17 protein-coding genes and 1 pseudogene are annotated in these 17,181 nt (G+C 52.6%); 6 read left to right on the top strand and 12 right to left on the bottom strand.

What is annotated here, in order from left to right:
* Positions 1 to 119: 119 nt before the first annotated feature.
* From F3J38_RS26905 to F3J38_RS26940, 8 genes are all read right to left on the bottom strand, one after another.
* A complete protein-coding gene (locus F3J38_RS26905) occupies positions 120 to 1,451 on the bottom strand; it encodes an MFS transporter (protein WP_167144307.1) in 1,332 nt (443 codons plus the stop codon).
* An 823-nt stretch (positions 1,452 to 2,274) separates the two neighbouring features.
* Complete coding sequence (gene proR, locus F3J38_RS26910) at positions 2,275 to 2,577, bottom strand: transcriptional regulator ProR (protein WP_084935201.1); 303 nt, start codon at positions 2,575 to 2,577, stop codon at positions 2,275 to 2,277.
* A gap of 4 nt (positions 2,578 to 2,581) precedes the next feature.
* Complete coding sequence (locus F3J38_RS26915; RefSeq protein ID WP_167144309.1) at positions 2,582 to 2,935, bottom strand: type II toxin-antitoxin system RelE/ParE family toxin; 354 nt, start codon at positions 2,933 to 2,935, stop codon at positions 2,582 to 2,584.
* A 168-nt stretch (positions 2,936 to 3,103) separates the two neighbouring features.
* Entirely contained in the window at positions 3,104 to 4,408 is a 1,305-nt protein-coding gene (locus tag F3J38_RS26920) for an NtaA/DmoA family FMN-dependent monooxygenase (protein ID WP_167144311.1), read from the bottom strand.
* Positions 4,409 to 4,419: 11 nt separating this feature from the next.
* On the bottom strand, positions 4,420 to 5,619 hold the full coding sequence (locus F3J38_RS26925) for a M20 family metallopeptidase (RefSeq protein ID WP_167144313.1): 1,200 nt from the start codon (positions 5,617 to 5,619) through the stop codon (positions 4,420 to 4,422).
* Between the two features lie 263 nt (positions 5,620 to 5,882).
* Positions 5,883 to 6,539, bottom strand: a complete 657-nt coding sequence (locus F3J38_RS26930) for a methionine ABC transporter permease (protein WP_167144315.1) — start codon at positions 6,537 to 6,539, stop codon at positions 5,883 to 5,885.
* On the bottom strand, positions 6,520 to 7,647 hold the full coding sequence (locus tag F3J38_RS26935; RefSeq protein WP_167144317.1) for a methionine ABC transporter ATP-binding protein: 1,128 nt from the start codon (positions 7,645 to 7,647) through the stop codon (positions 6,520 to 6,522). Before F3J38_RS26935 ends, F3J38_RS26930 begins: the two co-directional genes overlap by 20 nt.
* Before the next feature lie 9 nt (positions 7,648 to 7,656).
* Complete coding sequence (locus F3J38_RS26940) at positions 7,657 to 8,484, bottom strand: MetQ/NlpA family ABC transporter substrate-binding protein (protein WP_167144319.1); 828 nt, start codon at positions 8,482 to 8,484, stop codon at positions 7,657 to 7,659.
* Between the two features lie 213 nt (positions 8,485 to 8,697).
* Here F3J38_RS26940 and F3J38_RS26945 point away from each other — a divergent pair, with 213 nt between their 5' ends.
* The 3 genes from F3J38_RS26945 (at position 8,698) to F3J38_RS26955 (ending at position 11,643) form a co-directional block, all read left to right on the top strand.
* On the top strand, positions 8,698 to 9,339 hold the full coding sequence (locus F3J38_RS26945) for a TetR/AcrR family transcriptional regulator (protein ID WP_167144350.1): 642 nt from the start codon (positions 8,698 to 8,700) through the stop codon (positions 9,337 to 9,339).
* Positions 9,340 to 9,412: 73 nt separating this feature from the next.
* Entirely contained in the window at positions 9,413 to 10,795 is a 1,383-nt protein-coding gene (locus F3J38_RS26950) for a D-arabinono-1,4-lactone oxidase (RefSeq protein WP_167144321.1), read from the top strand.
* Positions 10,796 to 10,815: 20 nt separating this feature from the next.
* Entirely contained in the window at positions 10,816 to 11,643 is an 828-nt protein-coding gene (locus F3J38_RS26955) for a glycosyltransferase family 8 protein (protein ID WP_167144323.1), read from the top strand.
* 96 nt (positions 11,644 to 11,739) lie between these two features.
* On the opposite strand, the gene F3J38_RS26960 is transcribed toward F3J38_RS26955, so the two are convergent.
* The 3 genes and pseudogenes from F3J38_RS26960 to F3J38_RS26970 form a co-directional block, all read right to left on the bottom strand.
* Complete coding sequence (locus F3J38_RS26960) at positions 11,740 to 12,150, bottom strand: type II toxin-antitoxin system HicB family antitoxin (RefSeq protein ID WP_100700930.1); 411 nt, start codon at positions 12,148 to 12,150, stop codon at positions 11,740 to 11,742.
* 19 nt (positions 12,151 to 12,169) lie between these two features.
* Positions 12,170 to 12,357 (bottom strand): annotated as a pseudogene (locus F3J38_RS26965) (type II toxin-antitoxin system HicA family toxin).
* A gap of 55 nt (positions 12,358 to 12,412) precedes the next feature.
* Positions 12,413 to 13,327, bottom strand: a complete 915-nt coding sequence (locus tag F3J38_RS26970) for a LysR substrate-binding domain-containing protein (RefSeq protein ID WP_167144325.1) — start codon at positions 13,325 to 13,327, stop codon at positions 12,413 to 12,415.
* A 150-nt stretch (positions 13,328 to 13,477) separates the two neighbouring features.
* On the opposite strand from F3J38_RS26970, the gene F3J38_RS26975 reads away from it, so the two are divergent.
* The gene (locus tag F3J38_RS26975; RefSeq protein WP_167144327.1) at positions 13,478 to 14,077 is read left to right on the top strand and encodes a glutathione S-transferase; all 600 of its coding nucleotides are present in this window, start codon (positions 13,478 to 13,480) and stop codon (positions 14,075 to 14,077) included.
* Positions 14,078 to 14,179: 102 nt separating this feature from the next.
* Here F3J38_RS26975 and F3J38_RS26980 read toward each other — a convergent pair whose 3' ends face one another.
* On the bottom strand, positions 14,180 to 15,202 hold the full coding sequence (locus F3J38_RS26980; protein ID WP_167144329.1) for an LLM class flavin-dependent oxidoreductase: 1,023 nt from the start codon (positions 15,200 to 15,202) through the stop codon (positions 14,180 to 14,182).
* Positions 15,203 to 15,420: 218 nt separating this feature from the next.
* Between F3J38_RS26980 and F3J38_RS26985 the strand changes: the two genes are divergently transcribed.
* Together F3J38_RS26985 and F3J38_RS26990 are read left to right on the top strand one after the other, a co-directional pair.
* Positions 15,421 to 16,470 carry a fatty acid desaturase gene (locus tag F3J38_RS26985; protein WP_167144331.1) on the top strand — a complete coding sequence of 350 codons (1,050 nt, stop codon included), beginning with the start codon at positions 15,421 to 15,423 and terminating at the stop codon, positions 16,468 to 16,470.
* Positions 16,367 to 17,152: a phosphate/phosphite/phosphonate ABC transporter substrate-binding protein gene (locus tag F3J38_RS26990; RefSeq protein ID WP_167144333.1), complete on the top strand. Its 786-nt coding sequence runs from the start codon at positions 16,367 to 16,369 to the stop codon at positions 17,150 to 17,152. Before F3J38_RS26985 ends, F3J38_RS26990 begins: the two co-directional genes overlap by 104 nt.
* Positions 17,153 to 17,181: the final 29 nt, after the last annotated feature.

The raw sequence follows: 17,181 nt of genomic DNA on the forward strand, positions 1-17,181 counted from the left end.
CACCAGGAGTGGTTAAGGTGTTCTCAACAAAGCCCTCTTGGTCAGAAATGTAAAACACAAAAAGCCCGCTCTGGTTTCCCTGAGCGGGCTTTTGCCATTCTTAAAATGTCTTCTTTATATTAGCGCGCCAGCGAAGCCGCCTGACTCAGCGTCATGTTGCGGGTTTCCGGTGCCAGCCATACCGAAACCAGCAGACCAATAAAGGACACAATCGCTGCAGCATACATGGTGTATTCAATGCCCAGACTTTGCAGGGAAATCGGCACCAGCCAGGTACCTGCTGCGGAACCAATGCGTGACATTGATGACCCCATACCTACCGCAAAGGCACGCACTTCAGTTGGGAACAGCTCGTTGGGATACACCAGTTCCAGCACCTGCGCACCACCGATAAATACCGCGTAAGCACCAAACATGACCAGCACTAGCATTTCAGAACCATGTGAGAACATCCCCAATGCTAGCAACGCCAGGCTTGACCACAAGAAGCTGTGGATGATCAGACGGCGGCGACCCATGCTATCAATCAAACGGGTAGCCACAACACAGCCCACCACAAACAGCAAGGTGATGGCTATCGAACCCAGTGACGCCCATTCGCCGTCCAGATTCAGGGCTTTCAATACCACCGGTGCAAACGAATACACCGCAAACATCGGCACGACAGCAGCACTCCAGAATACGGAGACAAACAACATACGTTTGCCATAGCCCGAACGCACCAGATCTTTCAACGTGACTTTGGCTTCCACCGACTCTGCTGGCATATTCTTCAGCGAAAATTCTGGACCGTAGACTTTCTTAATAATTTGCTCAGCCTCATTGAAACGACCTTTGCTGACTAACCAACGTGGCGATTCCGGTGTGCCAAGACGCAGAGCGAACAGCAGTATGCCCAGTACAGCCGGACTCGCCAGTACCAGACGCCAAGCTGCATCGCCGCCAATCGAGAGGATCAGGTTACCCACGATGTAAGCCAACGCTGCACCGGCGAACCAAAGAATGGTTAAACCGGCCAAACGTTTACCGCGGTGCTTTTGTGGCAGGAATTCAGTAAGCAATGATCCGGCAACCGGATACTCCAACCCCACCCCGACGCCTACAAGGAAACGCAGGATAAATAGCGTGAGCGCCGACTCTGCCCAGAAGGTACCAACCGACCCGAGGATAAACAGAATTGGCCCGACGAAAAACAGGCGGCGACGGCCGACGATATCGGTTAACCAGCCACCAAGAAAACCACTGCAGAAGGTGCCGAGCATCGCGGAAGCGGCAACCATTCCCTGCCAGAAAGTATCCAGTTGCAGATGCTGAGAAAACTGCACAATCGCCACGCCGATGATGCTCAGTACGTAGCCATCCAGAATCCAGCCGCCACCGGCGCGTAGAGACATTAACTGGTGAAAGTTATTAAGGGGGACATCTTCAATGGATATATTGTTGTTATTCATAGCAGGGTATCTCCTGTTAATTAATCTTTTTTGGGTACAGCTGTCCGCCTGAATCACAGGTGATTCAGTAAGCGTGAATTGGAAATAAGGGCTCAGGTCATTAAATTACGGGCATTCTTCTCCGGGATAGTCTGACTCAACAGGTTGTTACCTTATCTATCCCTGATGTAACGCGTGCGTTAACCTACTCTGGCAAGGTTTCAGGCGTGAGCGTTCCCAACACAAATCATGGTGAGTTGCGATGTGATAATCTTTTTTAGCTAATTAATCGCGCTATTTCTCGACCGGGCGTAAGTATATTCACCCCGTTATTTAAATAATATCAAGCTTTGCGATTGATTATTTCTCCGCGATAGATGTTGCCAGCTTTAGCACAGCGTTCGATCTTTCTGATTACGTGCTTTGTTGGTTAACTTCATGTTCAAACTATGCTGCTTTCACAGCGCTGTAAATACACTCAAGCGCACGATATTGCGAGAATGTGATCACTCTCAGAAATCAATTAGAAAATTATTTCACGCGATATGACTAAGTAAACATATGATATTTATAAATTTAATTTTTAACCTCGGTATTTTTATACTATTTTTTTGTATTTCCTTTGTATTTTTCATGTATGCAAAAAAGTTAACCACTAAGGTCATTTTTAGGGTGAGAGAGTTAGGCTTAAAGGAAAAATAATGGCGTGAAGGCAGCGCGTCAGCGGCGTGAGTACTCCCAAGCCCCTGAGCGGCCCCCTACTACGTTATCACCACATGTCTAACTGATAAGAATTAGCAGGCTAGTGGACTTCTTCGATAGGTTGACAAGTGAGCGAGAAAACCTAAACAACAAACTCAAAATGTGACCCGTCCGCAAGCTCGATATCCAGGCGAAGTTTTCCACCAGCGGCTTCAACATAACGTTTGAGTGTGGAGAGTTTAATGTCTCGCCCAGGCTTTTCCATTCCTGCCACCGTCGGCTGTTTAACGCTCAACGCTTGAGCCATTTCTACCTGTGTTTTACATACGCGTTCACGTAATTCAGCAAGGTGAATATTCAACAGGATTTCTGCCGCAATACCTTTGGCATCTGCAACCACTTCAGGTTTTTCTGTTGCAAGAATATCTTCAAGTGTTCTGCCCATGAGATTACTCCTTCGTTTTGCCACGCTTAAGATGATGGGTAAATTCCAAATCCGCCAAAGGAATCATTTGTTTATAAAATCGCTTCTCATTACCAACTTTATGACCAGCACAGAGCACGACGCCATTGCGGCAGGGATCAAAAGCGTAAAGCACTCGAATAGGATCACCTTTGCTCTGTACTCGCAGCTCTTTCATGTTGTTGTAGCAAGAACCTTTTAGGGTGTCCGCATAGGGCCTGCTCAATCCCGGACCAATTTGGCGCAGAACGAGCATAGACGCGAGCACACAGGCGCGATCTGTATCGTCCAATGCGACTAGCCAATGATCAAAAGTGTCCGTCGTTATTATCTGCCACATAATACTCCCTCACTGATATAGGTCAAATGCTATATAGGTTGTAGCCAATAATCAGTGTGCCGAGGCATAACGTGAAAAGCACCTCTTCAGGAATGGTTTGTAGAGCAGAATTCCAATAAAAAAACCCGCTCAGACATCCTGAGCGGGCTTTGTACGAGGTTTGTTAACTCAATCTATAGCAGATGGCAGAGGTGCCAACTCCAGACTGCTGCGGAAGTCATTGCCTTGGTAATCGCTATCCAACAGATTGCGACGGCGTAATTCAGGCAACAGTCCATTAAGCAGCGAGTCTTGCTGATCAGGATTACCTAAGCCGTGCAATGAGATCACATCCAGCACACCCGCACGGTAACGCTGTTCAATCGCATCCGCGAGTTGCTCTGGCGTACCTGCGACAAACCAGTGTCCTGTCTCTTCCGCTTTAATAATCAGCTCGCGCAGGCTCAGCCCTTCCAGCGCATACTGCCTGAAAATGGCGGCACGCCCCTGGCGGCGATGCACCTGTTCTAACGGCGGAATCAACGCAGCGGGCAATGGCTGGTCGAGCGCCACATCGTTGAGATCCACCTCTCCGCCCAGCATATCTGCCACACGTAACCTGCCCTGCTGATAATTAATGCGCTCATGTTTATCTCGCAGCCGACGCGCGACATCCGCATCGCTCTCACCAATGATGGAGTGGAACGAGTTCATGATCAGCGGAGAATTATGTTCACGGCCAAATCGACGCGCACGCTGCTGTACATCAGCAACAAATCCCTGTGCCGCTTCGAAGGTCGGCTGGGAAGTATAAATGACCTCTGCGTAACGGGCGCCCAAGGTCACACCAGCTTCGGATTGCCCGGCCTGAAACTGCACCGGACGCCGCTGCGGTGGGGGTGGCACATTCAGTGGCCCAGCGACCTGGAAAAAGTCACCACGATAATTGATAGGATGCAGTTTGCGGTGATCGACGCGAATACCACCGCTTGCAGTGCGCTGCACCGAGGCACGCTCGTTCGCGTCATAAAGCGCATTCATCACCTCAATAAACTCTGTCGCACGGGCATAACGCTCCTGGGGTGAGGGTAGCTGGCTGTCACCAAAGTTTTCCTCACCAACCGAAGAGGTCACTGCATTCCAGCCCGCTCGCCCGCCACTGATATGATCCAGCGTGCCAACCTGACGCGCTAAATTATAGGGATGAAGCCAACTGGTACTCACCGTGGCAATCAGGCCAATCTGTGATGTCACCTGGCTCAACGCGGCTAAAGCAATCAGCGGGTCTTGCGTTCCCGTCGTGCCCGCCAATCCAGCAGGATCAGCTTGCAGCAGGTCGGCAGTAAATAACCCCGTGATTTTTTCACGCTCGGCGATTTTCGCCAGTTCAATTGCACGCGCGATACCTACGCCAGGCTGGCTGTCATTGCCCGCTGAAATCACACTACTGGCACCCACTAAGGTTTTAAGTTTTCTACGATAGGTTTGCGACACAGCGATCTCCTTTAGGCTTGACGCGCAAAATCGGCTTTAACGGTGTGCAGGGCTTCGGCATCGGTTAACAGACGAAGCCCAGTGCGTGCCAGTACACGAGCGCCGATCAATAACGCTTGATAACCTCGCTCGGAGTTGGCCGCTTCGCGGAAGGGAACCGTGTGAAAAATCAGATCGTCGGGACCGATTTTCAGCCACGGATGGGCAGTCGGCACCGCATGGCTGATGTCTCCCGCATCCGTTGAGACTTTGTTTTTTTGGGGTGACACATCGACCTGTTCACCCGCCGCGCTAAACTCCTCCAGCAACAGTGCATCCAGCGCCGGGTTGAGTTTGAAATCACGCGGACCGATTTGATGGTCAATTTCCACGCGTGCTCCGGTCGCCAGCGCTACACCTTCTGCAATGGCCCGCAGACGGGGTTCCAACGATTCCACCACCTCGCGGCTATTGGCGCGGATGTAGTAATGCGCCGAGGCGTATTCTGGGATCACATTAGGCGCCTGACCGCCATCCGTAATAATGCCGTGCACCCGCACCCCATCAGGCAACTGCTGGCGTAGGACGCTAATACCGTTATAGAGCAGCACTAGCGCATCCAGGGCATTGATCCCTTCATGTGGCGCGCTGGCCGCGTGCGAAGGTTTGCCATAGAAATGGAAATAAAGATGATTGTTCGCCAGCGTCGATTCGGTGAGACGCGTTTTCCCTGAGGGATGCACCATCAGCGCCACATCAACTTCGTTGAGAAGCCCGGCTTCGACAAAACGTTTTTTGACGTTACCTTTGGGGCCACCGGGACCGGCTAAACCGCCCTCTTCCGCTGGCGTACCGAGCACAACAACCCGGCCACCGGTTTGTTCCAGTACCTGTGACAAGCTGATTGCCGCGGCAACACTGGTGGTGCCAATCAGGTTGTGACCACAGGCATGACCTATGCCGATTAATGCATCATATTCTGCAAGAAAAGCGATGGTCGGCCCCGGTTTGCCGCCGGTTTTCACTGCGTAAAATGCCGTTTCATGGCCGGCAACATTGCGTGTGACAGTAAACCCCTGCGCAGTGAGCAACTGGGTTAGTTGCTCGCTGGCAAAATATTCATTGTTGCCAGTTTCCGGCTTCGCAAAGATCGATTGGGCCACAGCGATGTAGCGGGCGCTGTGCTGTTCAAGATGGTTCTCAAGCGTGAGCTGAAGGGTGTTCAGCGACATAACGGATTCTCCTGAATCATGGCAAGTCATTGCCATCACTGTATGCGCGTTAGCTGCTGATGTTTAAAACGAAATAGTGATAAGGTTTGCGGGAAAATGCACAACTGATTGACGGCAAAAGCGCGCAAATCCCGCCGCTACGTTTTTTTTGCAGGGGGCGAGCCTGTATTGGGCGGCCTGAAGGCCGCCCCTCAAAAATGCTTGATGTGCAAGACGTCAGCTAAGATATGCAGCGCACCTAAATCGGTAACACCGCACGAAGTCTAGTGTCGCTTATCGATGCGCTGCACTAACCGGTCACCCAGCCACTGAATGCCGCACACCAGCACGATCAACACGGCGATCACCGCAAGCATCACCGAGGTTTCAAAACGCTGATACCCATAGCGGATGGCCAAATCGCCAAGCCCACCCGCACCAATCGCACCGGCCATCGCCGAGGCACCAATCAGTGCAACCAGCGTCACCACAAAACCAGAAAGAATGCCGGGCAGCGCCTCAGGAATCAGGACATCCCACACGATACGCAGCTTACTGGCCCCCATGGCGCGAACGGCGTCAATCAAACCGCGATCCACATCGCGCAGAGACACTTCGGCCACACGGGCGAAATAAGGCGTAGCGGTAATCGACAACGGCACAATCGCGGCCCAAATACCCAAAGAAGTCCCCACCAGAAAACGCGTTAAAGGAATCAGCGCGACCAGCAAAATAATGAAAGGCAGCGAACGGAAACCATTAATCACCAGCCCTAATACACGATTCACACCACGATGCTCAGCGATGCCTCCCGGGCTGGTCATCACCAGAATTAACCCTAGCGGCAACCCCGCCACCAGCGAAATCAGCCCGCTGATGAGGGTCATCAAAACGGTCTCACCCAACGCATTGAGCAGTAAATCAATCATTACTGGGGACATAACCCACTAACTCCACTTGCGCCTGCTGCGCACGCAGCCAGCTGAGAATCTGTTGCTCATCGGCGGCATTAGCGGCCGGAAGCGCGATAAAAAAGCGCACTATCGCATAGTGCTGAATATGGTCGATGCCGCCTTGTAACAGACGAAATTTTCCCGGCAACGCAGCAGCAAAACGGGTGAGCAAGTCGCCCTGGGCATCCTCGCCAGCATAATGCACGCTGTAGATGGCCTCTCCCTGCTTGTGCTCACCGATGCGTGCTGCAATGGCGTCCGGAAGCTGTGGCAGCAGGCCACGCAGTAAAGTGCGCGTCAGGTCCGACTGCGGATGGGCAAACACCTGCCACACCGGACCTTGCTCGATGATCTCGCCGGCATTAATCACCGCGACACGATGCGCCACCGATTTGATCACTTCCATCTCATGGGTGATAAGCAGGATCGTAATGCCGAGTCTCTGATTCAACGACGTCAACAGCGCCAGAATAGATCGGGTGGTTTCAGGATCGAGCGCAGAAGTCGCCTCATCACACAGCAGCAAAGCCGGGCTTGCCGCGAGCGCACGGGCAATGCCAACCCGCTGTTTCTGTCCGCCGGACAGTGCCGCCGGGTAGTGATGCGCCTTATCGCTCAGCCCTACCAGTTCCAGCAGTTCAGCGACTCGCTGCTGACGCTGTACTTTATCCAGCCCGGCAATTTTCAGTGGCAGCGCCACGTTTTGCGCCACCGTTTTCGCCGACAGCAGATTGAAGTGCTGGAAGACCATGCCCACACGGCTTCGCACGGTTTGCAGCTGCTTTTCCGACAGGCCGGTAATATTCCGGCCTTCGATTTCAATGACTCCTTCATCAGGTTGCTCTAGCCCATTGAGGCAGCGAATAAGGGTAGATTTTCCCGCGCCGCTGCGACCAATCAGGCCAAGGATTTCACCCTTTTTAACCGTGAGCGAAATATCGCGTAGCGCCTGCGTTTGACCAAAACGACGCGAAACACCCTGCAACCGCACCACGCTACCGTTATCCCGTGTGAGGCGTTCACGACCCTGTACATTTTCCACCACACCACGCGTGACTGCACCGAAGGGCGTTTCAGCGCCTGAGAATATCGTCATCTTAATTCCTTACCAGGCCGTTTCGCCCGTGCCTTTGTAAACCTTATCAAACACCGTCTTCACAGCGTCATTCTGATAGGAGGCCACCAGGGTTTTCACCCAAGGTGCGGACAGGTTCTCTTTCTTCACGGCGATAAAGTTGTTGTAGGGGTTATCCTTCACCGGCTCTTGCGCAATGCGGTCGTCAGCCGTCAAGCCGCTTTTCAATGCCCAGTCAGTGTTCACCACTGCCGCGTCCAGATCCGGTACTGAACGGCCAATAATGCCGGAGTCGAGTTCTTTGATTTGCAGATGATGAGGATTCGCGGTGATATCCGCGGTTGTAGCGGCAATGCCGACGCCTGGTTTCAGTTTGATCAGGCCTTGCTGCTCCAGCAGCACTAAGCCTCGCGCTTCGTTGGAAGGGTCGTTCGGCACGCCAATCACGGCACCGTCTTTCAGCTCAGCAGCCGTCTTCACTTTCTTCGAGTAAAGGCCAATCGGCCAGACTGCAGTATCGCCCACGCGGACGATATCGTAATGATTGACCTTGATTTGGTTATTAAGGAAAGGCTGATGTTGGAACGCATTGGCGTCGACTTCACCATTTTGCAGTGCTTCATTCGGCTGGTTGTAGTCATTGAACACCACCGTTTTCACCGTCAAGCCTTTGGAAGCCGCCTGCTTAATCACTTCTCGCCAGACGTCTTCATCCTCACCGCTCATGATGCCGACTTTAATCGAGGTTTTGTCCGCAGCATGCGCCAAAGACAGGGGAGCCAAGGCGGAGCTGGCCAGCAGCAAGGCGCCAGCCGTCATTAAAAATTTATTTTTGGCGGATGCCAGTCGTGTGTGCATTCAGTATTTTCCATAAGTAATCATTACGAGGGTCAAAGTACACTGTCGTGATGAACAGATAGCCGCAGTATACGCAGTTGCTTATTCCCCAATAATGCTATTTTCAGAATAACTATACCGAAAATGAATAAACGATTTCAGCCGCTCTCATCGCCACAAGCAATGCTGTGGCTGTGTTACCATGCGATTTTGATTGATCTGTTATTGAGCGATATGTCTGACACTCCAACTAAACGTAAAAATGACCCTGAAGGGCTAAAGAAACGCATCCTTGCCGGTGCCCTCAAAACCTTTGCTGAATTCGGCATGCAGGGCGCACGTCTTGAGCAGATTGCCGAACACGCCCAAACCACCAAACGTATGGTGGTGTATCACTTCGTCAATAAAGAGAAGCTTTATATCGAGGTATTAGAACAGGTCTATCAGGCGATCCGTGAGCACGAGACCGGGCTAAATTTGGCGAAGATGGAGCCGGAGGAGGCGATGATTAAACTGGTAGAAGCCAGCTTTGATTACCATGCTTCGCATCCGGACTTTATGCGCCTGGTGTGTACTGAGAACTTGTTACGTGGCCGTTATATCGTGCAGTCAGAGCGCATCAAAGCACTCAACAAAAGTACACTCGATCTGCTGGATGACATTCTGACGCGCGGTCAAAAACAAGGCATCTTTATTGAAGGCTTGAATACCGTTGATGTGCACCGCCTACTTAGCAGTATCTGTGTGCACCATGTGGCCAACCGTTACACCTTCCATTTTCTTTTCACACCCGATGATAAGGAAGAAGACAGTATTCGCCGTAACCGCCAACTGGCTGTTACCGCTACGCTACGCTACATCCGCAAGGCGTCTTAAACCTGGGCAGTGCTGTGATGGTCTACGCTTAAAGCTTGGGACCGTCACAGACCTCAGTATAAGGAACGCCGTAGTGAACAGAGATTCCCTCCTTTATCCCCTTCGCAACCCGAAAAATACCGAGCATGACAGCGCGCTGTGGAACTGGGCGCAAAACACCGTGGTGGGTCAGCGTAAGCAAGTTCATCAGCCGCAAAATGAAGCCGAACTGCAACAACTACTGAAAACGTCCAAGGGCAAAGTGCGCGTCATCGGCAGCCGTTTATCACCCGGACGCATGCTGTGTGTGAACAGCGACGACCTGTTGCTCGATCTCAGCGCCATGCAAGGCGTGTTGGGAGAGGATGACAACAGCATCACTTTCGCGGCGGGCACGCTTCTACAGCAAGTGTTTGACGCACTCACCGCGCGCAATCGCATGCTGGCCTGTTCGCCAGGCGTGATATCCGTTCAGACGCTGGCCGGCGCGATAGCGACGGGCACCCACGGCCAGGGATTGGATCAGAGTTCACTGGCTGATGAAGTGATAAGCCTACGCATGGTCATGGCCGATGGGAGCGTGCGGGAGTTTCAACGTGGCGACGGTGATTTCCCTGCGGCGCAGACCTCACTGGGCTCGCTGGGGATTGTGACCGCCGTGACGATGCGCACCGAGCCATTTCGCCTGTTTACCTGCCATAAATTTGCCGAGTCCGCTGATACGCTGGAGCAGGATCTGCCGCGCTGGAATCAGCAGTATGAACTGAGCAAAGCCTGGTGGTTTGTGGATGACAACCTGATGCACGTCTGGAATGCCAACCCCGCCAGTGAAGCAGAAGTTCAGGCGTGGCACGCCAATGGCGGTGAGGTGATCGAGCATGGCGATGACACTGACAGCAGTCTGAATGACACCATCGATCAGACGCTGGCGCAGATGCATCGTGATACGCAGATTGAAGGCAAGGGCGGTAAACAGTTCCGCACGGTCACGCGATTCCGCGATTTCACTGACCTCAGCGGCGACATCTATCAGCTGTTTTGTCGCGGTATTGCCGTGCCGCAGATCAACGTGGAAATTGGCGTGCCGTTAGAAAAAACGCCACTTATCATCAGCAAAATCAAAGCCTGGTATGCGGAGAATCATCCGCACATGCACTACCCCATCATCTTGCGTTGCACGGGCGCGTCGGAAGCCTGGCTCAGTCCGGCTTATCAGCACCCCACTTGCTTCTTTGGCTTTGTGGTCTATTACGCCGATGACGGTTCGCTGTCTCAGGACGGCCTGCATTTCCTCACTGAAGTTGAAAAGTTGCTGGCAGCAGAGGGCGGAAGACCCCATTGGGGCAAATACTACGATCCGCAGCGCTACATCTGGCGTGATATCTACCCTCAATGGGATGCCTTTCGCGAAGTGCGCGAGCGGCTGGATCCGCACCATCGTTTTAGTAATGACTATGTCACTGCTTTGTTTGATTAAATTTTTACGGGGGAGAAACTATGTTTGCCTGGGTAACACTGCTGACGCAGCCTGACTATTACATTGGCGTGCAAGCGCTACACCGATCGCTTAAACGCAGTGAGACAGAGTGGCCATTAATTGTCATGGTCACCGATGCCATCGATCTCGAAACCCGAGAAGCCTTGCAGGCGCAGGGCTGTGTGATCCATCCCGTCGAGCCAATGATGCCTGACGCGAAGCTGGAACAGCATTATGCCTCTGCACAATTTGGTGAAGTGTGGAGCAAACTGCGCGCATGGGAACTGACCGGCTGCGATCGCGTGGTGTTTTTGGACGCGGATATGCTGGTGCTGCGCAATATGGATGAGCTGTTTACGCTGGATCTGGGTGATAACGATCTGGCAGCCTGCCATGCCTGCCGCTGCAATCCCAACAAGATCGCCAGTTATCCCGCCAGCTGGCAACCGGAGAACTGTCACTATACCTGGCAGGACCGCGGCGAAACGGCCCCTGCCAGCTTGGATCGTTATCTGAATGGCGGCTTTTTGGTGCTCGAACCGGATGAAGGGGTGTTTAACTGGCTACAGCAAAAAGTCGCTGCCATCACTGATTTACGCCGCTATCCGTTCTCTGAACAGGATTTGCTCAATGAAGTGTTTGAGAATCGCTGGCTGCCGCTGCCGTATATTTACAACGCACTGAAAACGCTGCCGTTCCAGCACAGCGCTATGTGGCAAGAGGATGAAGTGAAGAACCTGCATTTTATTCTGGCTAAGCCATGGAAACGCGACCTCAACCAACCCGAAAGCGAGCGCGACCGCTACTACGCATTGGATAAGCTGTGGTGGGAGTTAGGGGTTAATTAACGTTAACTGAGTTGCTGCCTCAGAACGCCTGAGGCAGCAGCTTACTGATGCGGGCCTCTGTAAAAGCGCTGAGGCTATTAATCTGCAAACACGTGATCAACGCGTTTTGGCAATACGCTCCAGTGCCACCTGAGCCAGAAAACCCGAACGAGTTTTAAATTCAGGATGAGTAGCGACACAACGGTCAATACGGTCAATCAACAGCTTCGGCAGAGTGACATTAATCTTCTCTGAACCACCTAAAATACGGGTCACATCCACTTCCACCAGCACCCAAACATAACCAGTATAGGCGGGATCTTTCATCACACTTTTGAGTTCTGAAACTGCCGGAATATCCTGCTCCAGCTCAACCATTAACTCCAGGTGCCCGATGATGGCCTCTTTCGCGTTTTTCACCGCGTCTTCCAGCGTATCGCCAGCAGAAAAGCAGCCGGGTAAATCAGGAACCGTGACACCAAACGCGGTGCTTTCATCACCCGCTTCAATCGCAATCGGATAGAACATAAGGAATACCTCTCTCAGTTTAATGGACTGCAAGCCCGGCCTGTTTGCGGATGCTTTTTACCGTTTTTATCGGCAGATCTTTTTTCGGGTGCGGAATCGTCACTAAACCTTCTTAGTGGGATGCACAAAATGATGATGGCTGCCGTTAATCCGAATCAGCTCCCAACCATCGGCCTTGATCTCAGCCATTAATGACCTGCTATCCATGTCCATGCCCTGTTTCATCCTGAAAGTAGAACGATAACCCCAATAACTCTAAAAATCAAGAAATGGAGTTATTGGGGTTACCATTTAGTGCTGACTGATATTTGACCACTTCTTCTCTTAACCATGTAATAAACACTTCTTCTTCTGGCGCTGCCTGCCGATCCTGACGTGTGACCAACCAGTAAGGCCATGGATAGTCAACGCTGATTGAAGTGAGTTGCACCAACTCTCCCCGTTGGATAGCGTCATGCACCAATGAAAGACGTTCTAGTGCAATGCCCTGGCCGAGCCGAACTGCCTGCAGAACCAGATTGGAATCATTAATGACGATGCCTCTGGCTGTGATGGGTTGCGACAAGCCTGCGGCTTCACACCAGTCACTCCAGGACTCAAGGGTAAACATGATTTCGCTGGCGGCAATTTGCTGTGGGGTACGAGGCAAGTCGCCACCATTGAAGTGCGGTGCCGCAACGACCAGTAAGCGATCTTTAAACAAATGCTCACTGTGCAGACCCGCCCATTCACCTTTGCCCATTCGAATAGCGATGTCAGCTCCTTCCTGTTGTAAGTCAGTGACGCTGAGGTTGGCCTGAATACGTAAATAGACGTGCGGATACTGAGCGCGAAAACAAGCCAGCCGGGGCATCAACCAGTGGCTGGCAAATGAGGGCACCATAGAAAGCGATAGCTCAGCTCGTCTTGGCCTGACCTGAACCTGTCGGGTGGCATCTGCAATACGGAACAAGGCTTCGCGAATCTGTAGCGCATAGAGCCGCCCTTCTTCGTTGATTTGTACACCACGCACCTGACGGGTAAAGAGCCGCACACCCAATAGTTCTTCTAACGCCTTTATCTGCTGGCTGATCGCCGAGTGGGTAACATGCAGTTCAGTGGCTGCCAGTGTCAAACTGCCTAATCTCGCCACAGATTCAAAGGCACGTAGCATCGCGACCGGTGGGTAATCAGACATGAAAGTTTCCAGTTAATGTGCAAGAAGCATCAGCCTGGCATAGCTTGCGTAAGTTTTACTAACAAAATAGCTAATAAGCTGTTGCTGGTTCACATGTTAACAACGGGGTATTGTCGAGCACTCAGAGTGTGGAATGGACAAGGAGTTGTGATGAAACTGATCGGTATGCTGGATTCGCCCTATGTCAGACGCGTGGCCATCTCGCTGGCCATGTACGGCAAAGCATTTGAACATCAACCGCTTTCGGTATTTGGCGATTACGCACGCTTCGCCGATATCAATCCGGCGGTTAAAGCGCCCACACTGGTGCTGGATGACGGCACCGTGTTGATGGATTCCAGCCTGATGTTGCACTATCTGGAAGCCACTGTTCAGGATGGCAATAAGCTCCTCCCTTCAAATGCATCGGGACTGGCGCAAGATACCCGATTGCTAAGTCTGGCGCTGGCTGCCAGCGAGAAAGCCGTTCAACACGTCTATGAACATCGTTTACGGCCCGAAGATAAATGGCATCAACCATGGGTTGATCGCGTTACGCAGCAGCTGTTGGCGGATTGCACATTGTGGAATGTGGCACTTGAGGGAAGAGAGGCTAAGCGGGATCAGGTTGCGATCACCAGCGCCGTGGTGTGGAGTTTTATTCAACTGATGGTGCCGCACGTGGTACATGCTAATGACTTCCCAAATCTGCAAGCACATGCGCAGCGGATGGAAGCAATGCCTGAATTTATTGATTATCCGATGCATTAAAAAAGGAACGTAGCAGCACCCTACCTTGCGTATCTATCAGCCATAGGTGGCTTGAGAACAACGTAAGACATCGTGCCGCTACGCTTCAATGCTGCTAGTACATTAACGCCAACCCAGCTCAGGTGCGACGTGGGTCAGGATGCTTTCCATCACATGCGCACAGTAGTCCACACCCAACTGATTCGGGATAGTCAGCAGCAGCGTATCCGCTTCTGCAATGCCCTCATCCTGTGCCAGCTGTTTAATCAACTGCTCTGGCTCTGCCGCATAGCTGCGACCGAAGATGGCACGAGTTTTCTCATCAAGGAAGCCCACGGAATCCTGATCTTGCCCGCTGCGACCAAAGTAAGCACGGTCAATATCATTAGTCAGCGCAAAGATACTGCGGCTCACTGAAACGCGCGGTTCACGCTGGTGTCCAGCCGCTTTCCAGGCTTCACGGTAGGCACGAATCTGTTTCGCCTGCTGAATATGGAACGGCTCGCCGGTTTCATCATCCTTCAGCGTTGAACTTTGCAAGTTCATGCCCTGCTGTGCTGCCCAAACTGAGGTGGCATTTGAACCAGAACCCCACCAGATACGCTCACGCAGGCCTTCTGAGAACGGCTCCAGGCGCAGTAATCCCGGTGGATTCGGGAACATCGGCTGTGGATTTGGTTTGGCAAAACCTTCACCACGCAGCACTTCCAATAACTCTTCAGTGTGACGACGTCCCATATCGGCATCGGTTTCACCCTCTTTCGGATTAAAACCAAAGTAACGATAACCCTCGATAACCTGCTCCGGGGAGCCACGGCTCAAACCCAACTGCAAGCGCCCATTGGAAATCAGGTCAGCGGCACCGGCATCTTCTGCCATATACAGCGGGTTTTCATAGCGCATGTCGATGACGCCAGTACCAATTTCAATACGGCTGGTTTTCGCACCGACGGCCGCCAACAGTGGGAAAGGCGAACTTAACTGACGCGCAAAGTGGTGCACGCGGTAGTAAGCGCCATCTGCGCCCAACTCTTCCGCTGCTACGGCTAAATCGATGGACTGCAACAACACATCCTGTGCGGAACGGGTAGCTGACTGGGATGACGGGGTCCAATGACCAAAAGATAAGAAGCCAATCTTTTTCATAGTGAAATTCTCCTGGTGGGCCGCACTGGCCCGCACGTGATGCATTAAGTTTCGATGGAGAAAGGTTACGCCACGCGTGAGGTGACTGATAGCCAATAGTTTTCGTGCGCTTCATCAACTTTTTTGCATAAGTCATAAATACACGGTCTTTGTGTTTATCACGGTGATCAATCATCGTGCCAGGTACTTCCCTCGTTTTGCAGGTTTAGGGTGCCCACATGGCTAATGACTATATCAATGCACAGCAGTGCGCAGTGGTTCATCAGCTGGCGCGAAGCTGGCTGTGGCGCAGCGAGTTGCCGACTTGGTTGTTAATCGTGACCGTCTACAGCGGCTGGTTTGCCTGTGTCATTTTTTGGCAAACGCTGGGACTGTTCGCCACCACCCTGCTGCTGATCGTCTTGACCACTTGGTATATGTCGCTCCAGCATGAACTGATCCACGGCCACCCTACCCGTTGGCCACGCCTCAATCAGTTGTTCGGCACCTTGCCGCTGGCGGTGTGGTATCCCTATGGCTTATATCGCGATTCGCATCTGGCACATCACCGCAATCACACCCTGACCGATCCTGATGAGGATCCAGAAACCTATTACCTGTCACCAGAACGCTGGGCACAACTCAAACCCTGGCAGCAGCGCATCATCCATCTGCGCAATACCTTCCCTGGCCGTTTGCTGTTGGGGCCGCTGCTGGATAATGCCGCCACCCTGAAAGTGATGGTGCTGGCGCGCGAACGTGCAGCGATATCTATGTGGCTGATTCATTTATCGCTATTGGGTGGGCTTTTCTACTGGATGCAGCAGCAGGGGTTGTCGCCACTGTGGTTTGTAGGTGCCGTCAGCTATCCTGCACTGGCACTGACCAAGGTACGTTCATTCTATGAACACCGTGCAGAAGAGGCCCCGCTGGCGCGCTCGGTGAATAACGAAGCCGCGTGGCCATGGCGGTTGCTGTTCCTGAATCTCAACTATCATTCTGTACATCACGATCTGCCTGGTTTGCCGTGGTACGGCCTGCGTAAAGTTTATCTGCTGTACCGAGAGGGCTACCATCAGCGTAATCAAGGGTTTCGTGTCGCCGGTTATGGCGAGTGGTTAATGCGCTTCTGGCGCAAACCGGTCAACGTTAACGCCCATCCGGGAACGCACAAGGATGCACAGAATGCCGATCATTTCATTGCCGATGTACGACATCCATCACCCGACGACGCTCGGCCTGACTTCAGCGCTAACGACGCTGCTGACACAACGCGGCTTGCAGGCTGAGGTTGAGTGGCCCATCGCGCTCTTACCGCACTGGCGCGACGATAAGCTGTTGTTAAGTCAGACCTGCGGTTATCCGCTGGTCGCCTTACTGCCTGATGTACAGCTGGTTGGCGCGTTTCAATCCAGCGCGCAGGGCTGTGAAGGGCTGCGCTATCGCAGTTGGTTAGTGGCGCGAAAAGAGGACGAGAACCTTACCCTCAGCGATTATCGTGGCCGTCGTGCCGTATGCAACAGTGATGACTCCCACTCGGGCTACAACTCGCTGCGCTATGTCATCGCCCCACTGGCTAGCGCTGGCAACTTCTTCAGTGAAACGCTGCTTAGCGGCAGCCATCGTCAGTCGCTCGCGGCCCTGCGCGAGCAGCGTGCGGATATTGCGGCCATCGATTGCATCACATGGGCACTGCTGCGCGCCCACTATCCTGAAGAACTTAGCGGATTAGAGATCATTGGCGAAACGCCGCTGTGCGCTGCACTGCCATTGATCACCTCATTGAAAACCGATGCCGAAACGCTTGCGCATCTGCGTAGCGCGCTAAGCGAACTCACCACCAGCAAAAAATATCAGCAACTGCTGGCGCAGAGTCTGATCAGTGGCTTTTCCGTACCCGAGCGAGCGTTCTATGACGAGGTGCAAGCCTGGGAGGATCAGGCGGCGGAACAGGGTGTGACGGCGTTGTAATGCGGTGGCTAGCGGCGAAATCTCTTGTG

Origin of the sequence: Candidatus Pantoea formicae (assembly GCF_011752625.1) — a bacterium.
Classification (GTDB): domain Bacteria; phylum Pseudomonadota; class Gammaproteobacteria; order Enterobacterales; family Enterobacteriaceae; genus Pantoea; species Pantoea formicae.